The 17,059-nt window shown below is 71.6% G+C and carries 14 protein-coding genes and 2 tRNA genes; 10 read left to right on the forward strand and 6 right to left on the reverse strand.

What is annotated here, in order from left to right:
• Positions 1-30 precede the first annotated feature (30 nt).
• The 5 genes from gyrA (at position 31) to ACIBR0_RS06665 (ending at position 5,359) form a co-directional block, all read left to right on the forward strand.
• Positions 31-3,810 carry an intein-containing DNA gyrase subunit A gene (gene gyrA / locus ACIBR0_RS06645; protein WP_396713021.1) on the forward strand — a complete coding sequence of 1,260 codons (3,780 nt, stop codon included), beginning with the start codon at positions 31-33 and terminating at the stop codon, positions 3,808-3,810.
• Positions 3,811-3,814: 4 nt separating this feature from the next.
• Positions 3,815-4,738 (forward strand): DUF3566 domain-containing protein, encoded by a 924-nt coding sequence (locus tag ACIBR0_RS06650; protein ID WP_396713022.1) that lies wholly within the window; start codon positions 3,815-3,817, stop codon positions 4,736-4,738.
• Between the two features lie 254 nt (positions 4,739-4,992).
• Positions 4,993-5,066 (forward strand) — tRNA-Ile (locus ACIBR0_RS06655).
• A 45-nt stretch (positions 5,067-5,111) separates the two neighbouring features.
• Positions 5,112-5,240: a DLW-39 family protein gene (locus tag ACIBR0_RS06660; protein ID WP_357036825.1), complete on the forward strand. Its 129-nt coding sequence runs from the start codon at positions 5,112-5,114 to the stop codon at positions 5,238-5,240.
• 46 nt (positions 5,241-5,286) lie between these two features.
• A tRNA-Ala gene (locus tag ACIBR0_RS06665) sits at positions 5,287-5,359 on the forward strand.
• A 172-nt stretch (positions 5,360-5,531) separates the two neighbouring features.
• On the opposite strand, the gene ACIBR0_RS06670 is transcribed toward ACIBR0_RS06665, so the two are convergent.
• The 3 genes from ACIBR0_RS06670 to ACIBR0_RS06680 all read right to left on the reverse strand — a co-directional run bounded on the left by ACIBR0_RS06670 (position 5,532) and on the right by ACIBR0_RS06680 (position 7,545).
• Positions 5,532-5,999 carry an SAM-dependent methyltransferase gene (locus tag ACIBR0_RS06670; RefSeq protein ID WP_396713023.1) on the reverse strand — a complete coding sequence of 156 codons (468 nt, stop codon included), beginning with the start codon at positions 5,997-5,999 and terminating at the stop codon, positions 5,532-5,534.
• A 111-nt stretch (positions 6,000-6,110) separates the two neighbouring features.
• Positions 6,111-6,488, reverse strand: coding sequence for a DUF4267 domain-containing protein (locus ACIBR0_RS06675; RefSeq protein WP_396713024.1), 378 nt, complete (start codon positions 6,486-6,488; stop codon positions 6,111-6,113).
• Positions 6,489-6,606: 118 nt separating this feature from the next.
• Positions 6,607-7,545, reverse strand: coding sequence for an NADP-dependent oxidoreductase (locus tag ACIBR0_RS06680; protein WP_396713025.1), 939 nt, complete (start codon positions 7,543-7,545; stop codon positions 6,607-6,609).
• Between the two features lie 84 nt (positions 7,546-7,629).
• Between ACIBR0_RS06680 and ACIBR0_RS06685 the strand changes: the two genes are divergently transcribed.
• On the forward strand, positions 7,630-8,028 hold the full coding sequence (locus tag ACIBR0_RS06685; RefSeq protein ID WP_396713026.1) for a winged helix-turn-helix transcriptional regulator: 399 nt from the start codon (positions 7,630-7,632) through the stop codon (positions 8,026-8,028).
• Positions 8,029-8,098: 70 nt separating this feature from the next.
• Positions 8,099-8,653, forward strand: a complete 555-nt coding sequence (locus tag ACIBR0_RS06690; protein WP_396713027.1) for a hypothetical protein — start codon at positions 8,099-8,101, stop codon at positions 8,651-8,653.
• Positions 8,654-8,722: 69 nt separating this feature from the next.
• On the opposite strand, the gene ACIBR0_RS06695 is transcribed toward ACIBR0_RS06690, so the two are convergent.
• Entirely contained in the window at positions 8,723-9,406 is a 684-nt protein-coding gene (locus ACIBR0_RS06695) for a hypothetical protein (protein WP_396713287.1), read from the reverse strand.
• On the opposite strand from ACIBR0_RS06695, the gene ACIBR0_RS06700 reads away from it, so the two are divergent.
• The 3 genes from ACIBR0_RS06700 (at position 9,325) to ACIBR0_RS06710 (ending at position 11,484) form a co-directional block, all read left to right on the forward strand.
• Positions 9,325-9,924: a poly-gamma-glutamate hydrolase family protein gene (locus ACIBR0_RS06700; RefSeq protein WP_396713028.1), complete on the forward strand. Its 600-nt coding sequence runs from the start codon at positions 9,325-9,327 to the stop codon at positions 9,922-9,924. The two genes, ACIBR0_RS06695 and ACIBR0_RS06700, sit on opposite strands and share 82 nt — an antisense overlap.
• Before the next feature lie 75 nt (positions 9,925-9,999).
• Positions 10,000-10,986, forward strand: coding sequence for an L-threonylcarbamoyladenylate synthase (locus tag ACIBR0_RS06705; protein WP_396713029.1), 987 nt, complete (start codon positions 10,000-10,002; stop codon positions 10,984-10,986).
• A gap of 78 nt (positions 10,987-11,064) precedes the next feature.
• Positions 11,065-11,484, forward strand: coding sequence for a CBS domain-containing protein (locus ACIBR0_RS06710; protein WP_396713030.1), 420 nt, complete (start codon positions 11,065-11,067; stop codon positions 11,482-11,484).
• Positions 11,485-11,546: 62 nt separating this feature from the next.
• Here ACIBR0_RS06710 and ACIBR0_RS06715 read toward each other — a convergent pair whose 3' ends face one another.
• Positions 11,547-12,338, reverse strand: coding sequence for an MBL fold metallo-hydrolase (locus tag ACIBR0_RS06715; protein WP_396713031.1), 792 nt, complete (start codon positions 12,336-12,338; stop codon positions 11,547-11,549).
• Positions 12,339-12,400: 62 nt separating this feature from the next.
• Positions 12,401-16,984: an HAD-IC family P-type ATPase gene (locus tag ACIBR0_RS06720; RefSeq protein WP_396713032.1), complete on the reverse strand. Its 4,584-nt coding sequence runs from the start codon at positions 16,982-16,984 to the stop codon at positions 12,401-12,403.
• Positions 16,985-17,059: the final 75 nt, after the last annotated feature.

The raw sequence follows: 17,059 nt of genomic DNA on the forward strand, positions 1-17,059 counted from the left end.
AACCGACTCTGAGTCTGATAAGGGTTAACAGTGACCGATACCCCCGAGTCCACACCGAACGAACCCGAGGTTCCCGAGACCCTCGCCGCCGTCGTCGCGCACGACCGGATCGAACCGGTCGGGCTCGAGGTGGAGATGCAGCGCTCCTACCTCGACTACGCGATGAGCGTCATCGTCGGGCGGGCGCTGCCGGACGTGCGGGACGGGCTCAAGCCGGTCCACCGCAAGATCCTCTACGCGATGTTCGACTCGGGGTACCGGCCGGACCGCGGCTACGTGAAGTGCTCCCGCGTGGTCGGCGACGTGATGGGTCAGTTCCACCCGCACGGCGACTCGGCCATCTACGACGCGCTGGTCCGGATGGCGCAGCCATGGTCGCTGCGCTACCCGCTGGTCGACGGCAACGGCAACTTCGGCTCGCCGGGTAATGACCCGGCTGCCGCCATGCGCTACTGCCTGACCGGAGATGTCCGGATTCGTGCCGCCGATGGCAGCGTGCGGGTCGGCGACATCGTGCCGGACGCCGCGCCGAGCAGCGAGACCGATATCGAGCTCAAGGTCCGCGACCGCAACGGCGACCTGGTCCGCGCCTCCAGGTTCTTCCACTCCGGCGAGCACCCGACGCTGCGGCTGCGCACCCGCGAGGGGTACGAGCTGACCGGCACCCACAATCACCCGGTGCTCTGCCTGGTGGACGTGGCCGGCGTGCCGACCCTGCTGTGGAAGCTGCTCGCCGAGATCTCCCCGGGTGACCGGGTGGTCCTCCAGCGCACGGTGCCGGACGAGATCGGCTACCCGATGCTGGAGCACGTGGAGGCGGCGGTGCTCGCGGGCGCCTTCGTCAGCGAGGGCTGGGTCTCAGAGACGCGGGCGGGCTTCAACACCGTCGACCGGGAGTTCTTCGTCCGTGTCCTTGCCGCCTACGACCTGGCCGTCGGTGGCTCCCGGTACGTCAGCGAGCGCGTGATCGCCTCCGGCAGCACGCTGCACGAACTCGACGTGCAGGAGCTCACCGCTCTGCGGGCCAGCGTCCTCGGCGAGATGGTCGGGGCGCGCAGCGCGGCCAAGTTCGTCCCCGAGTTCATCTGGCAGGGGCCGGCAGCGGTCAAGCGGGCGTTCCTCCAGGCGCTGTTCGAGGGCGACGGCTCGTCCTCGCTGCTGCCGCGCAACACCATCCAGATCTCGTACTCCACGCGTAGTGAGCGGCTGGCCCGCGAGGTGCAGCAGCTCCTGCTGGAGTTCGGCGTGGTCAGCCGGCAGTGCCGGTACGACAACGGCGAGATCAAGGTCGTGGTGACCAACCGCCGCGACGCCCGGATCTTCGCCGCCCACGTCGGCTTCCTCGGCCGCAAGCAGGCGAAGTTGGAGTCGGAGCTGGCCGCGGTGCCGGCGACCAGCACGGCGCTCTCCGGTGACCACGTGCCGCTGGTCGGTGACTTCATCCGGGAGCACGGCGCGACGCGCTGGACCGAGCGGGACTGGCTGCGCCGGCACAACGTCGACCGGATCGAGCGCTGGGAGCGGGACCGCGACGAGATCGCGGCCCGGATCACGAACACCGAGGTGCTCGACGTGGTCGAGCCGCTGGTCGACGGCCGGTTCTACTACGCCGAGGTGGCTGAGCTGGCCGACGCCGGCGTGCAGCCGGTCTACAGCATCCGGGTGGACACCGAGGACCACTCGTTCGTCTCCGACGGTTTCGTCAGCCACAACACCGAGTGCAAGCTCGACCCGCTGGCCATGGAGATGCTGCGGGACATCGACGAGGACACCGTCGATCTCCAGGACAACTACGACGGCCGGGCCAAGGAGCCCACCATCCTGCCGTCGCGGATCCCCAACCTGCTGATCAACGGCTCCGAGGGCATCGCGGTCGGCATGGCCACCAAGATCCCGCCGCACAACCTGCGCGAGATCGGCGCGGCCGTGCAGTGGTGCCTGGAGAACCCGGAGGTCGACGAGGCCACCACCCTCGAAGCGCTGCTGGAGATCGTCAAGGGCCCCGACTTCCCGACCTACGGCCTGATCGTGGGGCAGCAGGCCATCCAGGACGCGTACCGCACCGGGCGCGGCTCGATCCGGATGCGCGCCGTGGTGGAGGTCGAGGAGGACAAGCGCGGCCGTCCGGCACTGGTGGTCAGCGAGCTGCCCTACCAGGTCAACCCGGACAACCTGGCCGAGCGCATCGCTGAGCTGATCAAGGAGGGCAAGCTCGCCGGCATCGCCGACATCCGCGACGAGTCCTCCGGCCGTACCGGCATGCGGATCGTGCTCGTGCTCAAGCGCGACGCGGTCGCCAAGGTGGTGCTGAACAACCTCTACAAGCACACCCAGCTCCAGGAGACGTTCGGCGCCAACATGCTGGCGCTTGTCGACGGCGTGCCGCGCACGCTGAACCTGGCCCAGTTCATCCGCTACTACGTCGAGCACCAGATCGAGGTGATCCGCCGGCGGACCGCGTTCCGGCTCCGCAAGGCGGAGGAGCGGGCGCACATCCTGCGCGGCCTGTCCAAGGCGCTGGACGCCCTCGACGAGGTGATCGCCCTGATCCGGCGCTCGCCCACGGTCGAGGACGCGCGGCAGGGCCTGATCCGGCTGCTGGAGATCGACGAGATCCAGGCGACCGCGATCCTCGACATGCAGCTGCGTCGCCTGGCGGCCCTGGAGCGGCAGCGGATCCTCGACGACCTGGCCAAGCTGGAGGTGGAGATCGCCGACCTCAAGGACATCCTCGCCAAGCCGGAGCGGCAGCGGCGGATCGTCTCCGAGGAGCTGGGCGAGATCGTCGCGAAGTGGGGCGACGAACGGCGTACGAAGATCATCCCGTTCGACGGCGAGGTCTCGATGGAGGACCTCATCGCGCGGGAGGACGTGGTCGTCACGATCACCCGCACCGGGTACGCCAAGCGCACCAAGGTCGACCTCTACCGCTCGCAGCGGCGCGGCGGCAAGGGTGTCAGCGGTGCCAGCCTGCGGCAGGACGACATCGTCAGCCACTTCTTCGTATGCTCCACGCACGACTGGATGCTGTTCTTCACCAACAAGGGCCGGGTGTATCGGGCCAAGGCGTACGAGCTTCCGGAAGCCAGTAGGGTGGCGAAGGGTCAGCACGTGGCCAACCTGCTCGCGTTCCAACCGGACGAGCAGATCGCACAGATCATCGAGATTCCGAACTACCAGGTGGCGCCCTACCTGGTACTGGCCACGAAGAACGGCCTGGTGAAGAAGACGCGGCTCGAGGAGTTCGACTCCAACCGTTCCGGCGGCATCATCGCGATCAACCTGCGCGATGAGGACGAGCTGGTCGGTGCCGCCCTGGTCGGACCGGAGGACGACCTGCTGCTGGTCTCGAAGAAAGCCCAGGCGATCCGGTTCAACGCGACCGACGAGGCGCTGCGGCCGATGGGCCGGGCGACGTCCGGTGTGATCGGCATGCGGTTCAGCGAGGACGACGTGCTGCTGGCCATGGAGGTCGTCCGGGAGGGTCTGGACGTCCTGGTGGCCACGAACGGGGGATACGCGAAACGCACCCCGATCGAGGAATACCCGGTTCAGGGCCGGGGAGGTAAGGGCGTGTTGACTGCGAAGATCACCGAGCGGCGCGGTGGTCTGGTCGGGGCAGTGGTGATCGACCCGGACGACGAGCTGTTCGCGATCACCAGCAACGGTGGTGTCATCCGGACTCCGGTGAAGCCTGTACGCCGCACGCGTGACCGGAACACAATGGGGGTCAAGCTGATGGACCTTCCGGATGGCGTGACTATCGTGGCGATTGCTCGCAATGCCGACGAGCCTGACGAACAGGACTAGTTGAATGACGGAGACACAGGCGAAGTCGGGGAACACGGGGACCTCGGCCAACCCGGTCGACGAGGAGGCCGCGAAAACCGGCACACCAGCGACCGGCCGCGCGGCCGTGGGCCGGGCAACCGTCCCCGCCGACGCGCCTGCCCCGAAATTCACCCGGGCGCCGGGAATGACACCGCCACCGGACAAGTCGACCGACGACAAGGACGCCGCGGAGAACGCCGACGCGACGAAGGTCGACGCGCCGAGTGCCGGGGGCACCGCCACGTCGACAGCCGCCCGGCCGGCGACCACCCAGCCGATCACCGTGCGCGCCGGCCAGGCGACCCCGACCGGCACCACCGGCACCCAGCCGCGGGTGACCGGGGCCACCGGGACGCAGCCGCGCGTGACCGGTGCCGCGAGGCCGCAGCAGGACGGCGGTCGACCGACCACTCCGGGTCGCCCCAACCAGGGCGGCGGCCTGCCGCCGGGGCTCGGGGGTGCGGCCGCAGTCGGGGCCGCCCGCGTGGGTGAGGCGGTACGCGCTGCGCGTACCTCGGTCAGCTCGGCCGCGTCCCGCGGACCGCGCCGGGCCCGGCTGAACCTCAAGCGGATCGACCCGTGGTCGGTGATGAAGTTCGCCTTCGCGGTCTCGGTGGTGCTCTTCATCGTGGTGGTCGTCGCCACGTCGGTGCTCTACCTGGCCCTCGACGCGATGGGCGTGTTCACCAGCGTCAACGACAGCCTGAGGGACCTGGTCAACGCCGGCGGCGGGCAGAGCGCCAGCGGCTTCCAGGTCACCGCCCGTGGCGTGATCCTGAGTTCGGCGCTGATCGGCCTGGTCAACATCGTGCTGTTCACGGCGCTCGCCACCCTGGGGGCGTTCGTCTACAACGTCTGCGCGGACCTGGTGGGCGGCATCGAGCTGACCCTCGCCGAGCGCGACTGAACCACCCGAACGCCGGGGCCGGCCGCACTCCTGTGCGGTCGCCCCGGCATCGCTTGACCCACTCGACGTCACTGAAGTCGCGGTGTCCGCGCCGCTCCGACACCCCAACTTCAGTGACGTCGAGTCGATCTTCTGGTGTCGCCGGTAAGTCGGTGGGCGGGGCGCCAAAGGTCCGGTAGGTTCAGGGCGACGGCCGGCCGGACCCCGATTTGGGAGCGGCTGGCGGCATGGGTTAACCTTGCTCGTCGCTACACGGGGCTATAGCTCAGTCGGTTAGAGCGCAGAGCTGATAACTCTGAGGTCGCTGGTTCGATTCCAGCTAGCCCCACCGCACATCCGTCCGACGGCACGTCGAGCGTGAGGGGTAGCCCCAATGTTCAAGAAGCTGCTGATCCTGGTCGGCGTCGTCGGTGTGGCCGCTGTCGTGGCCCGCAGGGTGAAGGCGTCCAACGACGAGCGGGCTCTCTGGCACGAGGCGACCACCGCTCCCGACCTGCGCTGATCCTGCTCTTCCTACCTCGCCAGCACCTGGCGGCGTCGTCCGCCCCGGGGCCCTAGCTCAACTGGCAGAGCACTGCCTTTGCAAGGCAGGGGTTAGGGGTTCGAGTCCCCTGGGCTCCACCCGCACATCGGATATCTCCGATCGACGAAAGCCGAGCTCGTTCGCGAGCTGGGCTTTCATGGTTCGGCGCAACGACGTTGGACGATTCTGCTCAGGCTGTTGGTGGCGTGCCTGTGGAGACGAGAGATCGGTGCGCTGATCGGGAGTCAGGTCGAGCGCCGCTGTCTCGCCTCACGGCTGGAAGTACTCCGACATCAGGCGGCTGACCCATTCCGGCTGCTTGACGTTGTCCGGTAGGAACTCGGCCATCACTGGCTTCAGGTCGATGACCGGGGTGCCGGAGACCGCGTCGAGGCCCACCACCGTCAGTTCGCGGCCGTGGACGGATTCGATGGCGCAGCACGTCACCCCGATGCGGTTGGGCCTGCGAGGGCCGCGGCCGGCGAAGACGCCGACGGGCGGGAGGTCGGGACGGCCGCGATTTGGGCGGGGCTCGCGGTAGGCGCCGTGGTCCGGGAACTGGTCGAAGATGAAGAGGATCTCCACGTGCGAGAAGTCCTCCAGGCCCTGGAGGCACGCATCGCCGAAGCGCTCGTCGACGGTGATCGTGCTGCGGACGGCGCCCCAGTTGTCTGTGTGCTGGACGTCCGTCCTCGCGTTCTGGACGGTACCTATCGGGGTGATGTCGAAACTGAGCATGATTCCTTCCAGGGGCTACGAGTGTGGGGATCAGCGCCGTCCTCGACCACGCCGTGACAGGCCGGGCAGACCGCATTCGGAGGATCGGCAGACTTGCTGCGTGGCGACGGGCTATCCGACGAACAGGAGCACGCTGATCGCCAGCATCACCACGGCGGTGGCTCCGTGGACGCCGTAAGCGGTGGCCCTGGGTCCTTTGCTGCGCAACACGATAAGTGCGTCGCCGGCGGGCATGCCTGCGGCGGCCAGCATGAACCAGCCGAGCAGGTGGGGTGTCGCGCCCACGAGCAGGATGAAGATGAAGACTCCCGAAGCGATGTCGCGTACGGCCTTGACGGCTAACCATGCCTGGAAGTTGGGGTCCTCGGTCGGCGTGCCGGGGATACCGAAGCCTGCGGCGGCCTGCGGCGCCCAGAGTTCACGCGCGCCGATGAGGATGATGCCTGCGCCGATCAGTCCGGCGAGCATGTTGGCGATGGTGATGAGCATGGTATGTCCCTTTGAAGTGAAGCGGTTCTAGCGACGAAGACGCGCGCGTAGCCGCTGGCACCGCGCCTGGTCCCGCGGCAGCAAGGTGCTTGGCGTGGCGGCGATCCAGCGCGGCAGGTCACGGAACGAGGACTACGCCTCCGCGCATTCCGCCTTGGGCCAGCCGGTTGTGGGCCGCTGCGGCGTCGGCGAAGGAGTAAACATCGGCGACCCGCAGCGGGATATCGCCGCTTTCTACCAATTTCACCAGTTCGCCTAACCTGGTACGGTCCGGCAGCACGTTCAGCGCGAACGCCCGGATTCCCCTCGTGGGCTCCGGGCGCAGCGGGGGTGAGGCTGCCACGTAACCGCCGCCGTCCCTGACCAGGTCCATCAGTGACGAGCCGATCAGTGCGAGGTCGACAACCGCGTCGAAGGTGGCCGCCGTTGCCGCGACCGGATCCCCTGATCGTGGCAGGAACATCGCGCCCTGCGATTCGACGAACTCGCGGTCGCCCGCCCCGGCTATCCCTGTGACCTGCAGGCCGGCGACGCGGGCCAGCGCGAGGGTGAACCCGCCGACCTGTCCCGCGGCGCCGGTGACGAGCACGGACGACCCTGCCGGGAGCGCAAGCAGCTCGAGGGCTTGGGCGGCGGCCAGACCGTTGGTAGGCAGGGTCGCGGCCTCGGCGGCGGGAATGCCGACGGGCGCTGCGGTCAGCCATGCGGCATCGAGGACCACATACTCCGCGTGGGCGCCCACCGTGGTGCGCAACCAGGGTGAGAAGCCGATGACGTCGTCATTCACAGCGAGATCCCCGACGGACGCACCGACGACGTCGACCGTGCCTGCGACGTCCCAACCGGGGACATACGGCGGCTCGGTCGGCAGTGGCGCAGGGAATCGGCCGGCGCGAACCAAGAGATCAACCGGGTGTACGACCGACGCGGCGACCCGTACGCGCACCTGCCCCGGTCCCGGCTGCGGCACCGGCAAGTCCACCACCTGTAGAACCTCCGGCCCTCCGAATTGTGCATAGCTGACTGCGCGCATGTCGTACCCTCCGCTGAACGTCATGATCGCCAATACGGTAGGTATGCTCGGGCACCGTTGGTAAGTAGGCACCTGGAAGTGCCTAGGGCACCGGCAAGGGGGTGGCAGATGACGACGACGACCGCCGGACAACGACGAGATCAGGCCAAACGCGACTATGACGCGTTCCTGGCGGGCTGCCCGACGCGGGAACTGCTGAGCACCCTCACTGACAAATGGGCGGCCCTGGTGATCGCGGCGCTCGCCAACGGCCCGCAGCGGCACAGCGAGCTCGCCCGCCGCATCGCCGGCGTCAGCCAGAAGATGCTCACCCAGACCCTGCGCATACTGGAGCGCGATGGTCTCATCGCCCGTACGGTGACGGCGTCGGTGCCTGCGCGCGTCGACTACGCGCTCACCCCGCTCGGCCATGATCTGTTCCCGGTGATGGTCGCGATCAAGACCTGGGCAGAGGCACACATGGACCGCGTCTTTCACGCCCGCACCCAGTTCGACGCGAGGAGCTGACGAGCGGTACCCACCGCGATGAGATCACGACGGAAGGAACCCCCGGACGCGCGGACCCGTCAGTCATGGCATGAAGTTGCGCGGCGCAATTCTCGTCGCCCTGGCCACGCTCGGCCTCAAGCTCGTTCTGGCCGTTTCAGCGGCAGACCCCGCCTGGGCCTGCTCGTGCGCCTCGTTGAGCCCGGCCGAGCAGGACGAGCAGGCCGAAAACATCGTCGTCGGCATCGTCACGCGGGTGACGGGCGATGGGGTGCAACTCGCGGTCGATACCGTCGAGAAGGGCGGCTCCGGATCGGGGGACACGCTCAGGCTGCGCGTGGGGCGCAGCGAGGTGAGCTGCGGCTACGACTTCCGCGTTGGCACTCGGTACCGGGTGAATTCGAGCGGCGGCGGCACCGGGCTGTGCGCGGGGATCCGCCAGTTGCCGGCCACACCGTCCGCGGCCCCAGCGGTCTCGACGCCTGCCGCGGTCACACCCGCTCCTGAGCAGACGCCGAGCCGCTGGTGGTTCGTGGTCGGTGCGATGCTCGCGGTCCTCGCGGCCGGAGTGGCGGCAGTGGCCCTGCGACGGCGTCGGAACGGCCAGGTAAGGCGTGGGACCGATGCGAGCCGACACTCGCCGTGACGGCCGGTGTGGATCTTGCGCGTGAGGGGCGGGGGCGCGAGTGGCTGAGCCCTGCCCCGACACCTGGCGTCAACGCCGGCGCAGTTCGGTGGCGACCTCGATCAGGGTCGAAGCGACAACCTCCGGATCGCACGTCATGTGGAGATGACGACCGTCCAGACACCGCACCGGCCACCCACGGTCCGCCGCCCGCTGGAGTTCGTCGGCGTACGTCGTTCCGAAGGCCACGTAGCCGGTGGGGACCGAGTCCCAGCCGGGGGGAACGACCACGTCGGCGGTGAGATAGTCCCAGGGCACCCGCCGCTGGTCAGCCTCGACCCGACGGCGGGTCTGCGGGTCCGGGAAGAGCGCGGCGACGTCGGAGTCCGACCACCACTCGCTCCAGTACGGCAGCAGGCCGTCGGCACCGACACGGCTCCGGAGTGTCGCGCGCAGCCTTTCTGGTGCGACCGGGATGCGACCGCTCGCCGGGGGCAGCACGGCGTCCAGGAACACGGCGGCCCGTACCGGCCGTGCGGCGACGAGCGCCGGGACGTACAGGCCGGCGTTGCTGTGCGGTACCAGGACCGGTTCACCCTGCTCCGGGAGGCAGTCCCGCAGCGCGCACAGCACCTCGTCGGGACTGTGCAGCGGGAGCGGTGGGAGCGACGGAACGACGACGTCGTGTCCGCGTGCCACGAGCACCGACGCGGCCGGCTCCCAGACCGACGGCCCGAGGAAGGGGCTCGTCAGCAGAACGAAGGTCGTTCGCATGGCTGACGTCTACCACGGTTCAGGTCGACGCGCTGTCCGTCCATCGTGGTGGACAGCAGGCCGGCTGGGAGCTCAGCTGGAAGATCACCGAGTCGCCGCTGATCGTGGTCGCCCCGCACGGTGGCTCGATCGAGTTGCGTACCAGTGAGATCGCGACCGCCATCGCCGATGGCAGGCACACCGAATGTCACTTCAAGGGCAGGCTCCCCGCCGGCAACTACCCGAGACTGCATGTGACGAGCACCAACTGGGACGTCGAGGAGTGCCTGATCCTGATCCGTCAGCGCCCCCACGCGCTGTCGATCCACGGCACCGCCAAACCCGGCAGGGTCGTCTACGTGGGTGGGAGGGACACCGTCAAGGGGGCTGCGCTGACGGCGGCTCTGCGGGCCCAGGGCTTCCAGGCCGAAGCGGCGCCCGACGACATCGCCGGCCTGTCGACCGCCAACTTCGTGAACAAGGACGCCGACGGCGCCCGCGTGACCGGGTGGCGGACGCGCCCACGCCGCTGTCCCTGACGATCACCCGGTTCCGGGTCACGTTCCGTGCGGTCGGGCGCGGTACGTCGTGGCCGGCAGGCTAGCGTCGGAGGGGTGAGCACCGGAGCCCCGCGCGTACTCCCGGCCGACAGCGGCATCGCCGAGGCGGCGTCCGTCCTGCGTACCGGCGGGTTGGTGGCCTTTCCCACCGAGACCGTCTACGGCCTCGGGGCGAACGCGCTGGACGCCCGGGCTGCCGCCCGCATCTTCGAGGCGAAGGCGCGGCCCAGCTTCGATCCACTGATCACCCACCTGGCCGACACGGCGGAGCTGGAGAAGTTGGTCGGCCCGCTGCCGCCGGCGGTGGCCGCGTTGGCCGAGCGGTTCTGGCCGGGACCGCTGACGTTGATCGTGGACCGGCCGGCGGCGGTTCCGCCGATCGTGACGTCCGGCCTGGACACGATGGCGGTACGGGTACCGGACCACGAGCACGCGCGAGCTCTGATCGCGGCGGCCGGCGTGCCGGTGGCGGCGCCGAGCGCCAACCGGTTCGGCCAGCTCAGCCCCACCCGGGCGGAGCACGTCGTACGGGGGCTGGGCGCCGCCGTGGACGTGGTGCTCGACGGCGGCCCGACACGCTGCGGGATCGAGTCGACAATCGTGGACGCCCGGGGTGAGCGGCCGGTGGTGCTGCGCCTCGGCGCGTTGCCCGTCGAGGCGTTGGAGGAGGCGGCCGGCCCGGTGACCGTACGCCCGGGTAGTTCCGGCCAGCCCGTCGCGCCGGGAACGTTGGCCGCGCACTACGCGCCGCGTACGCTGCTGCGGTTGGTGTCCGGCGCGGAGCCGGCGGCGGCCGGCGGGGGCCGGCGGGGCTTCCTGGCGTTCCGGGACCGCCCGGCGGGCACCTGGGCGGCGGTGGAGGTGCTCTCCCCGGCCGGTGACCTGACGGAGGCGGCGGCGCGGCTGTTCGAGGCGCTGCACGAGTTGGACGGCACCGGCGTCGACGAGATCGTGGTCGAGCCGGTGCCGGAGGTGGGCGTGGGCCGGGCGATCAACGACCGGCTGCGCCGCGCCGCCGCGACCTGGCGTCCCGCCACCTGAGCGGGACGCCGCGTGCATGGCCCGGGGCGACGGGGGTAGGAGAACAGCAACAACCCCCCGAAAGTGAGGTGCATCCCCATGCCGACCGCACGCGAGATCATGACGAACGACGTGACCTGCATCCGTGAGCAGGACGACCTTCGGACGGCCGCGAAGCAGATGGCCCAGCTGGGCGTCGGCGCGCTGCCGATCTGTGGGGACGACAACCGGTTGAAGGGCATGCTGACCGACCGCGACATCGTCGTGAAGGTCCTTGCCGAGGGTCGTGACCCGGCCAGCGTCACCGCCGGTGAGCTGGCCCAGGGCGAGGCCGTGACCATCGGCGCGGACGACGACGCGGCCGAGATCCTGCGGACGATGGGTCAGCACCAGGTACGCCGGCTGCCGGTGATCGACGGGCACGAGCTCGTCGGCATCGTGGCCGTCGCCGACGTGGCCCGTTCCCTGCCCGAGCGTCCAGTGGGTGACCTCATCGAGGCCATCTCCGAGCGCAGCTGACGCCCCGTACGAGTTAAGAAGGGCCCCCTGTACAACGCCAGGCGTTAACAGGGGGCCCTTCCTTACCGGAGTGGCACGGTTTCGCCGCGCGTGACGGTGCGGACCGACGCCGCGAAACCGCGCCGGCGGGACTCGGCGACGAAGTCGCCCAGCGGTGAGCGGAACACCGGGTAGTCGTCGTAGTGGATCGGCACGGTGAGCTTCGGCCGGATCAGCTCCACCAGGTCGGCGCCCTGCCGGTCGTCCATGGTGAGCAGGATGCCGGCGATCCTGGTGCCGCCGAGGTGGATGAGCATCGCGTCGATGTCCGGGTACCGCCGGGGGATGTCGGCGAGCAGCGGCCGGTGCAGGGTGTCCCCGGTGACATAGAGGCGGAACAGCCGCTCGCCACCGCACTCCAGGTCGATCATGGTGCCCATCACGTCGGGCAGCAGCAGGTCCAGCGCCCCGGGCCCGTGTCTGCCCGGCATCGAGGTGAGTCGCAGCGTGGCGCCGCCGTGGTGCAGCTCGGTCGACTGCCAGGTGGGCAGCCCCTGCGCGGCACGGAAGCCCCAGCGGCGGAGCTTCCGGCCGGCGGCGGGTGTGGTGACGACCGGCAGGCCACGGTCCAGCTCGCGGCGCGCCACCCGGTCGAAGTGGTCACCGTGCAGGTGGGACAGGACCACCGCGTCCAGCGCCGGCAGCTGGGCGATCTCCAGCGCCGGGTCCGTGCGGCGCCGCGACCACAGACCCTTGCCCAGGTACGCCCGCTCGCCGCGGTGCAGGAAGTTCGGGTCGGTGAGCAGGGTGAACCCGCCGAGCCGCAGCACCGTGGTCGCGGTACCGATGAACGTCACGTCCGCCTGCTCCGTCACGAACCTCACCTCCGTCATCGATCCGTACCCGTGATCGTGGCGACCATGCGGGGTGCGGACGGTCACGCGCGGCGCGGCGCCCCGGCCGGGCGTTGCCCGGTCGGGCGGTTCTCGGTCGGGCGGTCCTTGCGCCCGGCACGGGAGGGATCGCCCCCGTCCGACGACGGGTCCCCGCCGTCCGGGGACGGCTCGTCGTGGGTCGGCCAGAGGTGCAGGCGGTTGAGCAGGTCGACGCCGGGCGCCGGTGGCTGCGGCAGTCGCTCGACGAGCCGGGTGATGCCGCTGTTGGCGAGGGTGGCGCCCAGCGCCGATCCGGTGGCGATGGACCAGCCGACCGGGCCCAGCGGGGTGCAGCCGAAGAAGTGGCTGAGCCCCGGGGTCTGCACGACGGCCACCAGCACACCCACCGAGCCGGCGGTGGAGAGCAGGACGCCCGGGGTCGCGCCACCGGCCAGCAGGGTCTGGCCGAGCTGTGTGCCGACCAGCGACACCAGGGCGACCGTGGCGGCCCGCCGCTCCCGGCCGGTCCAGCGGGCCAGCATCCAGCCGGCGGTGGCCCCGAGCGCGGTCGACGTGGCCCGCAGCGCGATCTCCCGGTCCAGGGTCGAGCCGAGCGACGTGTCGGGTCCCTCGCGCAGCAGGTTCTCGCTGTGTTCCGGGCGGGGTGGCCGGACCGCGATGGCCAGGGCCGGTGCCAGGTCGGTGAGCAGGTTGACGAGCAGCAGTTGGCGGCCGTTCAGGGCGGAACGGCCGGTCGCGGCCGCGGTGACGATGCTGAACGCGATCTCCCCGAGGTTGCCGCCGACGAGGATGCTCAGCGCGTGCCGGACCGACGACCACATGGCCCGGCCCTCGACCAGCGTGGCGATGATGGTCTCCAGCCGGTCGTCCATCACGACCAGGTCGGCGGCGGCACGCGCGGCGGGGGTGCCCCGCTGGCCGAGGGCGATGCCCACGTCGGCGAGCCGGATGGCGGGGGCGTCGTTCGCGCCGTCCCCGGTCATCGCGACCGTCCGGCCGCACGCCTGCAACGCCTGGATGATCCGGACCTTGTGGGCGGGTGTGCACCGGGCCACCACGTCGGTGGTGACCAGCCGCTCCCCGAGCGCCTCGTCGTCCAGGTCTTCGAGGTCGGCGGCGTTGACCACCCGCTGGCCGTTCCCGTCGCTGATCACCGAGGCGATCGCCTCGGCGGTGGCCGGGTGGTCGCCGGTGATCATGATGGTGTGCACGCCGGCCCGTCGGATGTCCGCCACGGCCGGGGCCGCGCTGGCCCGGATCCCGTCGCCGAGCGCGAGGATGCCGACGAACGTCAGGCCGTGTACGGCGTCGTCGGTGATCGACTCGTCGTCGACGGTACGTTCGGCGATGGCGAGGACGCGCTGCCCGGCGCCGGCGTGCCGGTCCAGTTCCCGGTGCAGCTCCTGCCGCCCGGCGTCGTCCACCGGCACCACGCCCCGTTCGGTGCGCCGGTTGACGCAGCGGGGCAGCACGGTCTCGGGTGCGCCCTTCAGGCTCAGGAGCAGCCCGCCGTCGCAGGTGCCGACGGTGGCGTGGTAGCCGCGGGACGGCTCGAACGGCATCACGTTCACCTGCTGCCAGGCCGCCGCCCCGGTCTGCTCGACCGCACCGACCTCCCGCGCGGCCCGGCGTACCGCCCGGTCGGTCTGTTCCGGCAGGTCCTCCGGGTCGTCGGCGGCGGGGGTGGCCCGCAGCGCCACCGCCAGGACGGTGCGCAGGTGCTCGTCGAGCCGGTCGACGGCCGCGTACCGGTCGCCGTCGCCGACGCCGGAGAGCACGAGACGGCCCTCGGTCAGCGTGCCGGTCTTGTCGAAGCAGAGGACGTCCACCCGGCCGAGGGCCTCGATGGTGCGCGGGTTGCGGACCAGCGCCCCGCGTTCCGCGAGCCGCCGGGCGGCGGCCAACTGCGCGGCGCTGACCAGGAACGGCAGCCCCTCGGGCACCGAGGCGACGGCCAGGTTCGCGGCGGTCGCGGCCGTCTCCGCCAGCGGTACGCCCCGGGCCAGCCCGGCTCCGGCGACCGCCACGGCCGACCCGATCGCCAGCGGGATGGACTTGCTGGTCAGCCCACCCAGCCGGGCCTCCACACCACTGGTGGGTGCGGCGTCGCGGGCCAGCGCCATGCTCCGGCCCGCCTCGGTGTCGGCGCCGGTGGCGACCACCATGGCCACGCCGTGTCCGGCGGCCACCGTCGTTCCCTCGTACAGCATCGAGCGGCGCTCGGCCACGTCCGACGCCGCGACCGGGTCCACGGTCTTGCCCACCGGCAGCGACTCGCCGGTCACGGAGGACTCGTCCGCCTCCAGGCCGGCGGCCTCCAGGACCCGGCAGTCGGCCGGTACGGCGTCCCCGGGCTCCAGGATCACCACGTCGCCGGGTACCAGGTCCTCGGCGGCCAGCACCTGCTCGCCGCCGTCCCGGCGGACCCGGGCGGTGACCGCCGAGCGGGACAGCAGTTCCGCCAGCGACCGCTCGGTGTTGCGCTGGTGCACCGCGCCGATCAGGGCCGACCCGCCGACCACCCCGCCGACCAGGGCGGCGTCGACGGGCGACCCGAACGACGCGGACAGCACGGCGCCGGCCGCGAGGACCGGGGTCAGCGGGTTGGAAAGCTCGTCGAGGAACGCCCGGAGCAGGCTGGACGACCCGGGCTGGTAGTCGCGGGCGGTGCCCCGCCGGCGGGCCGCCTCGGCCGTGTCGAGCCCGTCCGGTCCGGTGTGCAGGTGGTCGAGCACGGTCGACACCGGCATCAGGTGCCACGGAACGGCGGTACGCGGAGCCGGCGTGGTGGTCGGGTCCGGCAGGCGGTGCGCCCGCCACACGCCGTGGGCGAAGGCCAGCGCGGCGGCCCCGTTGACCGCGGCGAGGGTCCGGCTCGGCAACTGCTCCTTGTCGGCGGTGAACGCGGACAGCGCGCCGAGGCCGACGCCGGCCAGGGCGAGCCGGATGTTCTGGGTGGTCATCCGCCGGGCCACCCCGGCGGCCTCGACGACCAGCGCGGCCACCCGGGGGTCGGGGCCGACGAGCAGGTGCGCGCCCCACGGCGGCGGGTCCTCCGGTGCAGCCACCCCGAGCCCGCAGTCGGCCGCCGCGAGCGCGGCCCGGTCGCTGCTGGCCAGCATCACCACCGCCCCCTCGCGTTGCAGGTCCCGCACCGTCCGGACCAGGTCGGTACCGCCGGGCAGGACTTCGTCGGCGAAGCCGTACCGGTCGGTGTCCGCACCGGCGACCACCAGGCGCAGGCCGGCCCGCCGAGCGGCGGTGGGCAGCACGTCCGCGCCCGGGGCCGCCTCCGTCTCGGCCCGCAGCACCGCCGTCAGGCGGCCGGCGCGGGCGAGGCCCAGCACCCGGCCGCCGGCCGCGCGCAGCCGGGCGCTTTCCGGCGTGTCCCCGGGGTCCTCGGCGTCGATCGAGTCGACCGGGCCGAGCCGCCAGCCGTCGGCCTGCCGGCGTTCGTCGGGGGCGTCCGGGTCGAACAGGGCGAAGGCGCGGGCGGCCACCTCCCCGGCGTCGGCGCCGTCCAGCGGTGCCAGGTCGGCGAGGGCCCCCCGGCCGGAGCCGAGGACGGCGGTGTCCAGCACCAGCGTGTCGACCCGGTCCAGTTCCCGCAGCACGCCGCGGTCCATCGCGATCACACCCCGGCGGGCCAGCAGGTTACCGAGCTGTGCGGCGTACCCCTCCCGCCCGGACACGGGCGCCTTCGGCAGGGCGGAGAGACCGACCGCGGCGGCCCGCTTGCCGCCCACCAGCGGCACCGCGGCCGCCGCGGCCGCCGCGCCGGTGGCCAGGATCCGGCTGGAGTACGCCTCGACGGGCCCGTCGGGCTTCGGCCGGGGCCGGTCACCATCGGGGTTGCGGGCGACCGCGCGGTCGGGGTCACCGGTGAGGCGGGGTTCCGCCTTCGCCCACGCACGCAGCTGCGACCGCGCCTCACCCCACTGCACGACCCGTTGGGCACCGTCCAGCACGATGCCGGACCATCCGCCGGTGAGGCCCTGCACGACCGCCTCCGCGAGCGGGAAGATCAGGTCGGCGCGGGGGTCTGCGCGCAGTCCCCGGTTGGCCAGCGCGTGCAGCCGGGGGTGCAGGTCGACGGCACCGAGCAGGCCGGCGACCTCACCCGGGACAGGGGTGAACGGCAGGATCCGGGTGGCGGCGGAGATGGTCAGGCCGAGCGCGTCGGAAGCGAGTGCGCCGAGGGTGCGCGGCGTCCGGGGGCCTTCCTCCGGCGGATGCGGCGGCGGGATGTCGGGGTCGGGCTCGTGCGGGCAGACCTGTTCGGTACGGGCGACCGTGGCGATCAGGTCGCGCATCCGCGGCTCGGGCTCCTCGACGGCGACGACGACGCGGCCGGAGGGCGCGTTGACGCGGGCCCAGGCCACCCCCGGCATCCGTTCCAGTGCCGCCTCGACCTGCCGGGCGAGGGCGTCGCCGCCGTCCTGGCAGACGCCGTGCACCTCGATGTGGTGGCGGCCGGGCCGGGACCAGACGCGGCGGCGGGTCAGGCCGGAGGCACGGGCCAGCTTGACCGCTGCCGTGCCGGCGGTCCGGGCCGCCTCACCGACCAGGTGCGGCACGCCGACCGGCGGGAGCAATCGACCGGCGACGCGGCCCAGCGAGGTCATCGAGGCGTACGACCGGACAGATGCCGGCCAGGCCCTCCGCCGCTGCCGCTCCTGCCGTACGCCATCTCGCCTCCC

Source organism: Micromonospora sp. NPDC049497 (assembly GCF_044465805.1).
GTDB lineage: Bacteria > Actinomycetota > Actinomycetes > Mycobacteriales > Micromonosporaceae > Micromonospora.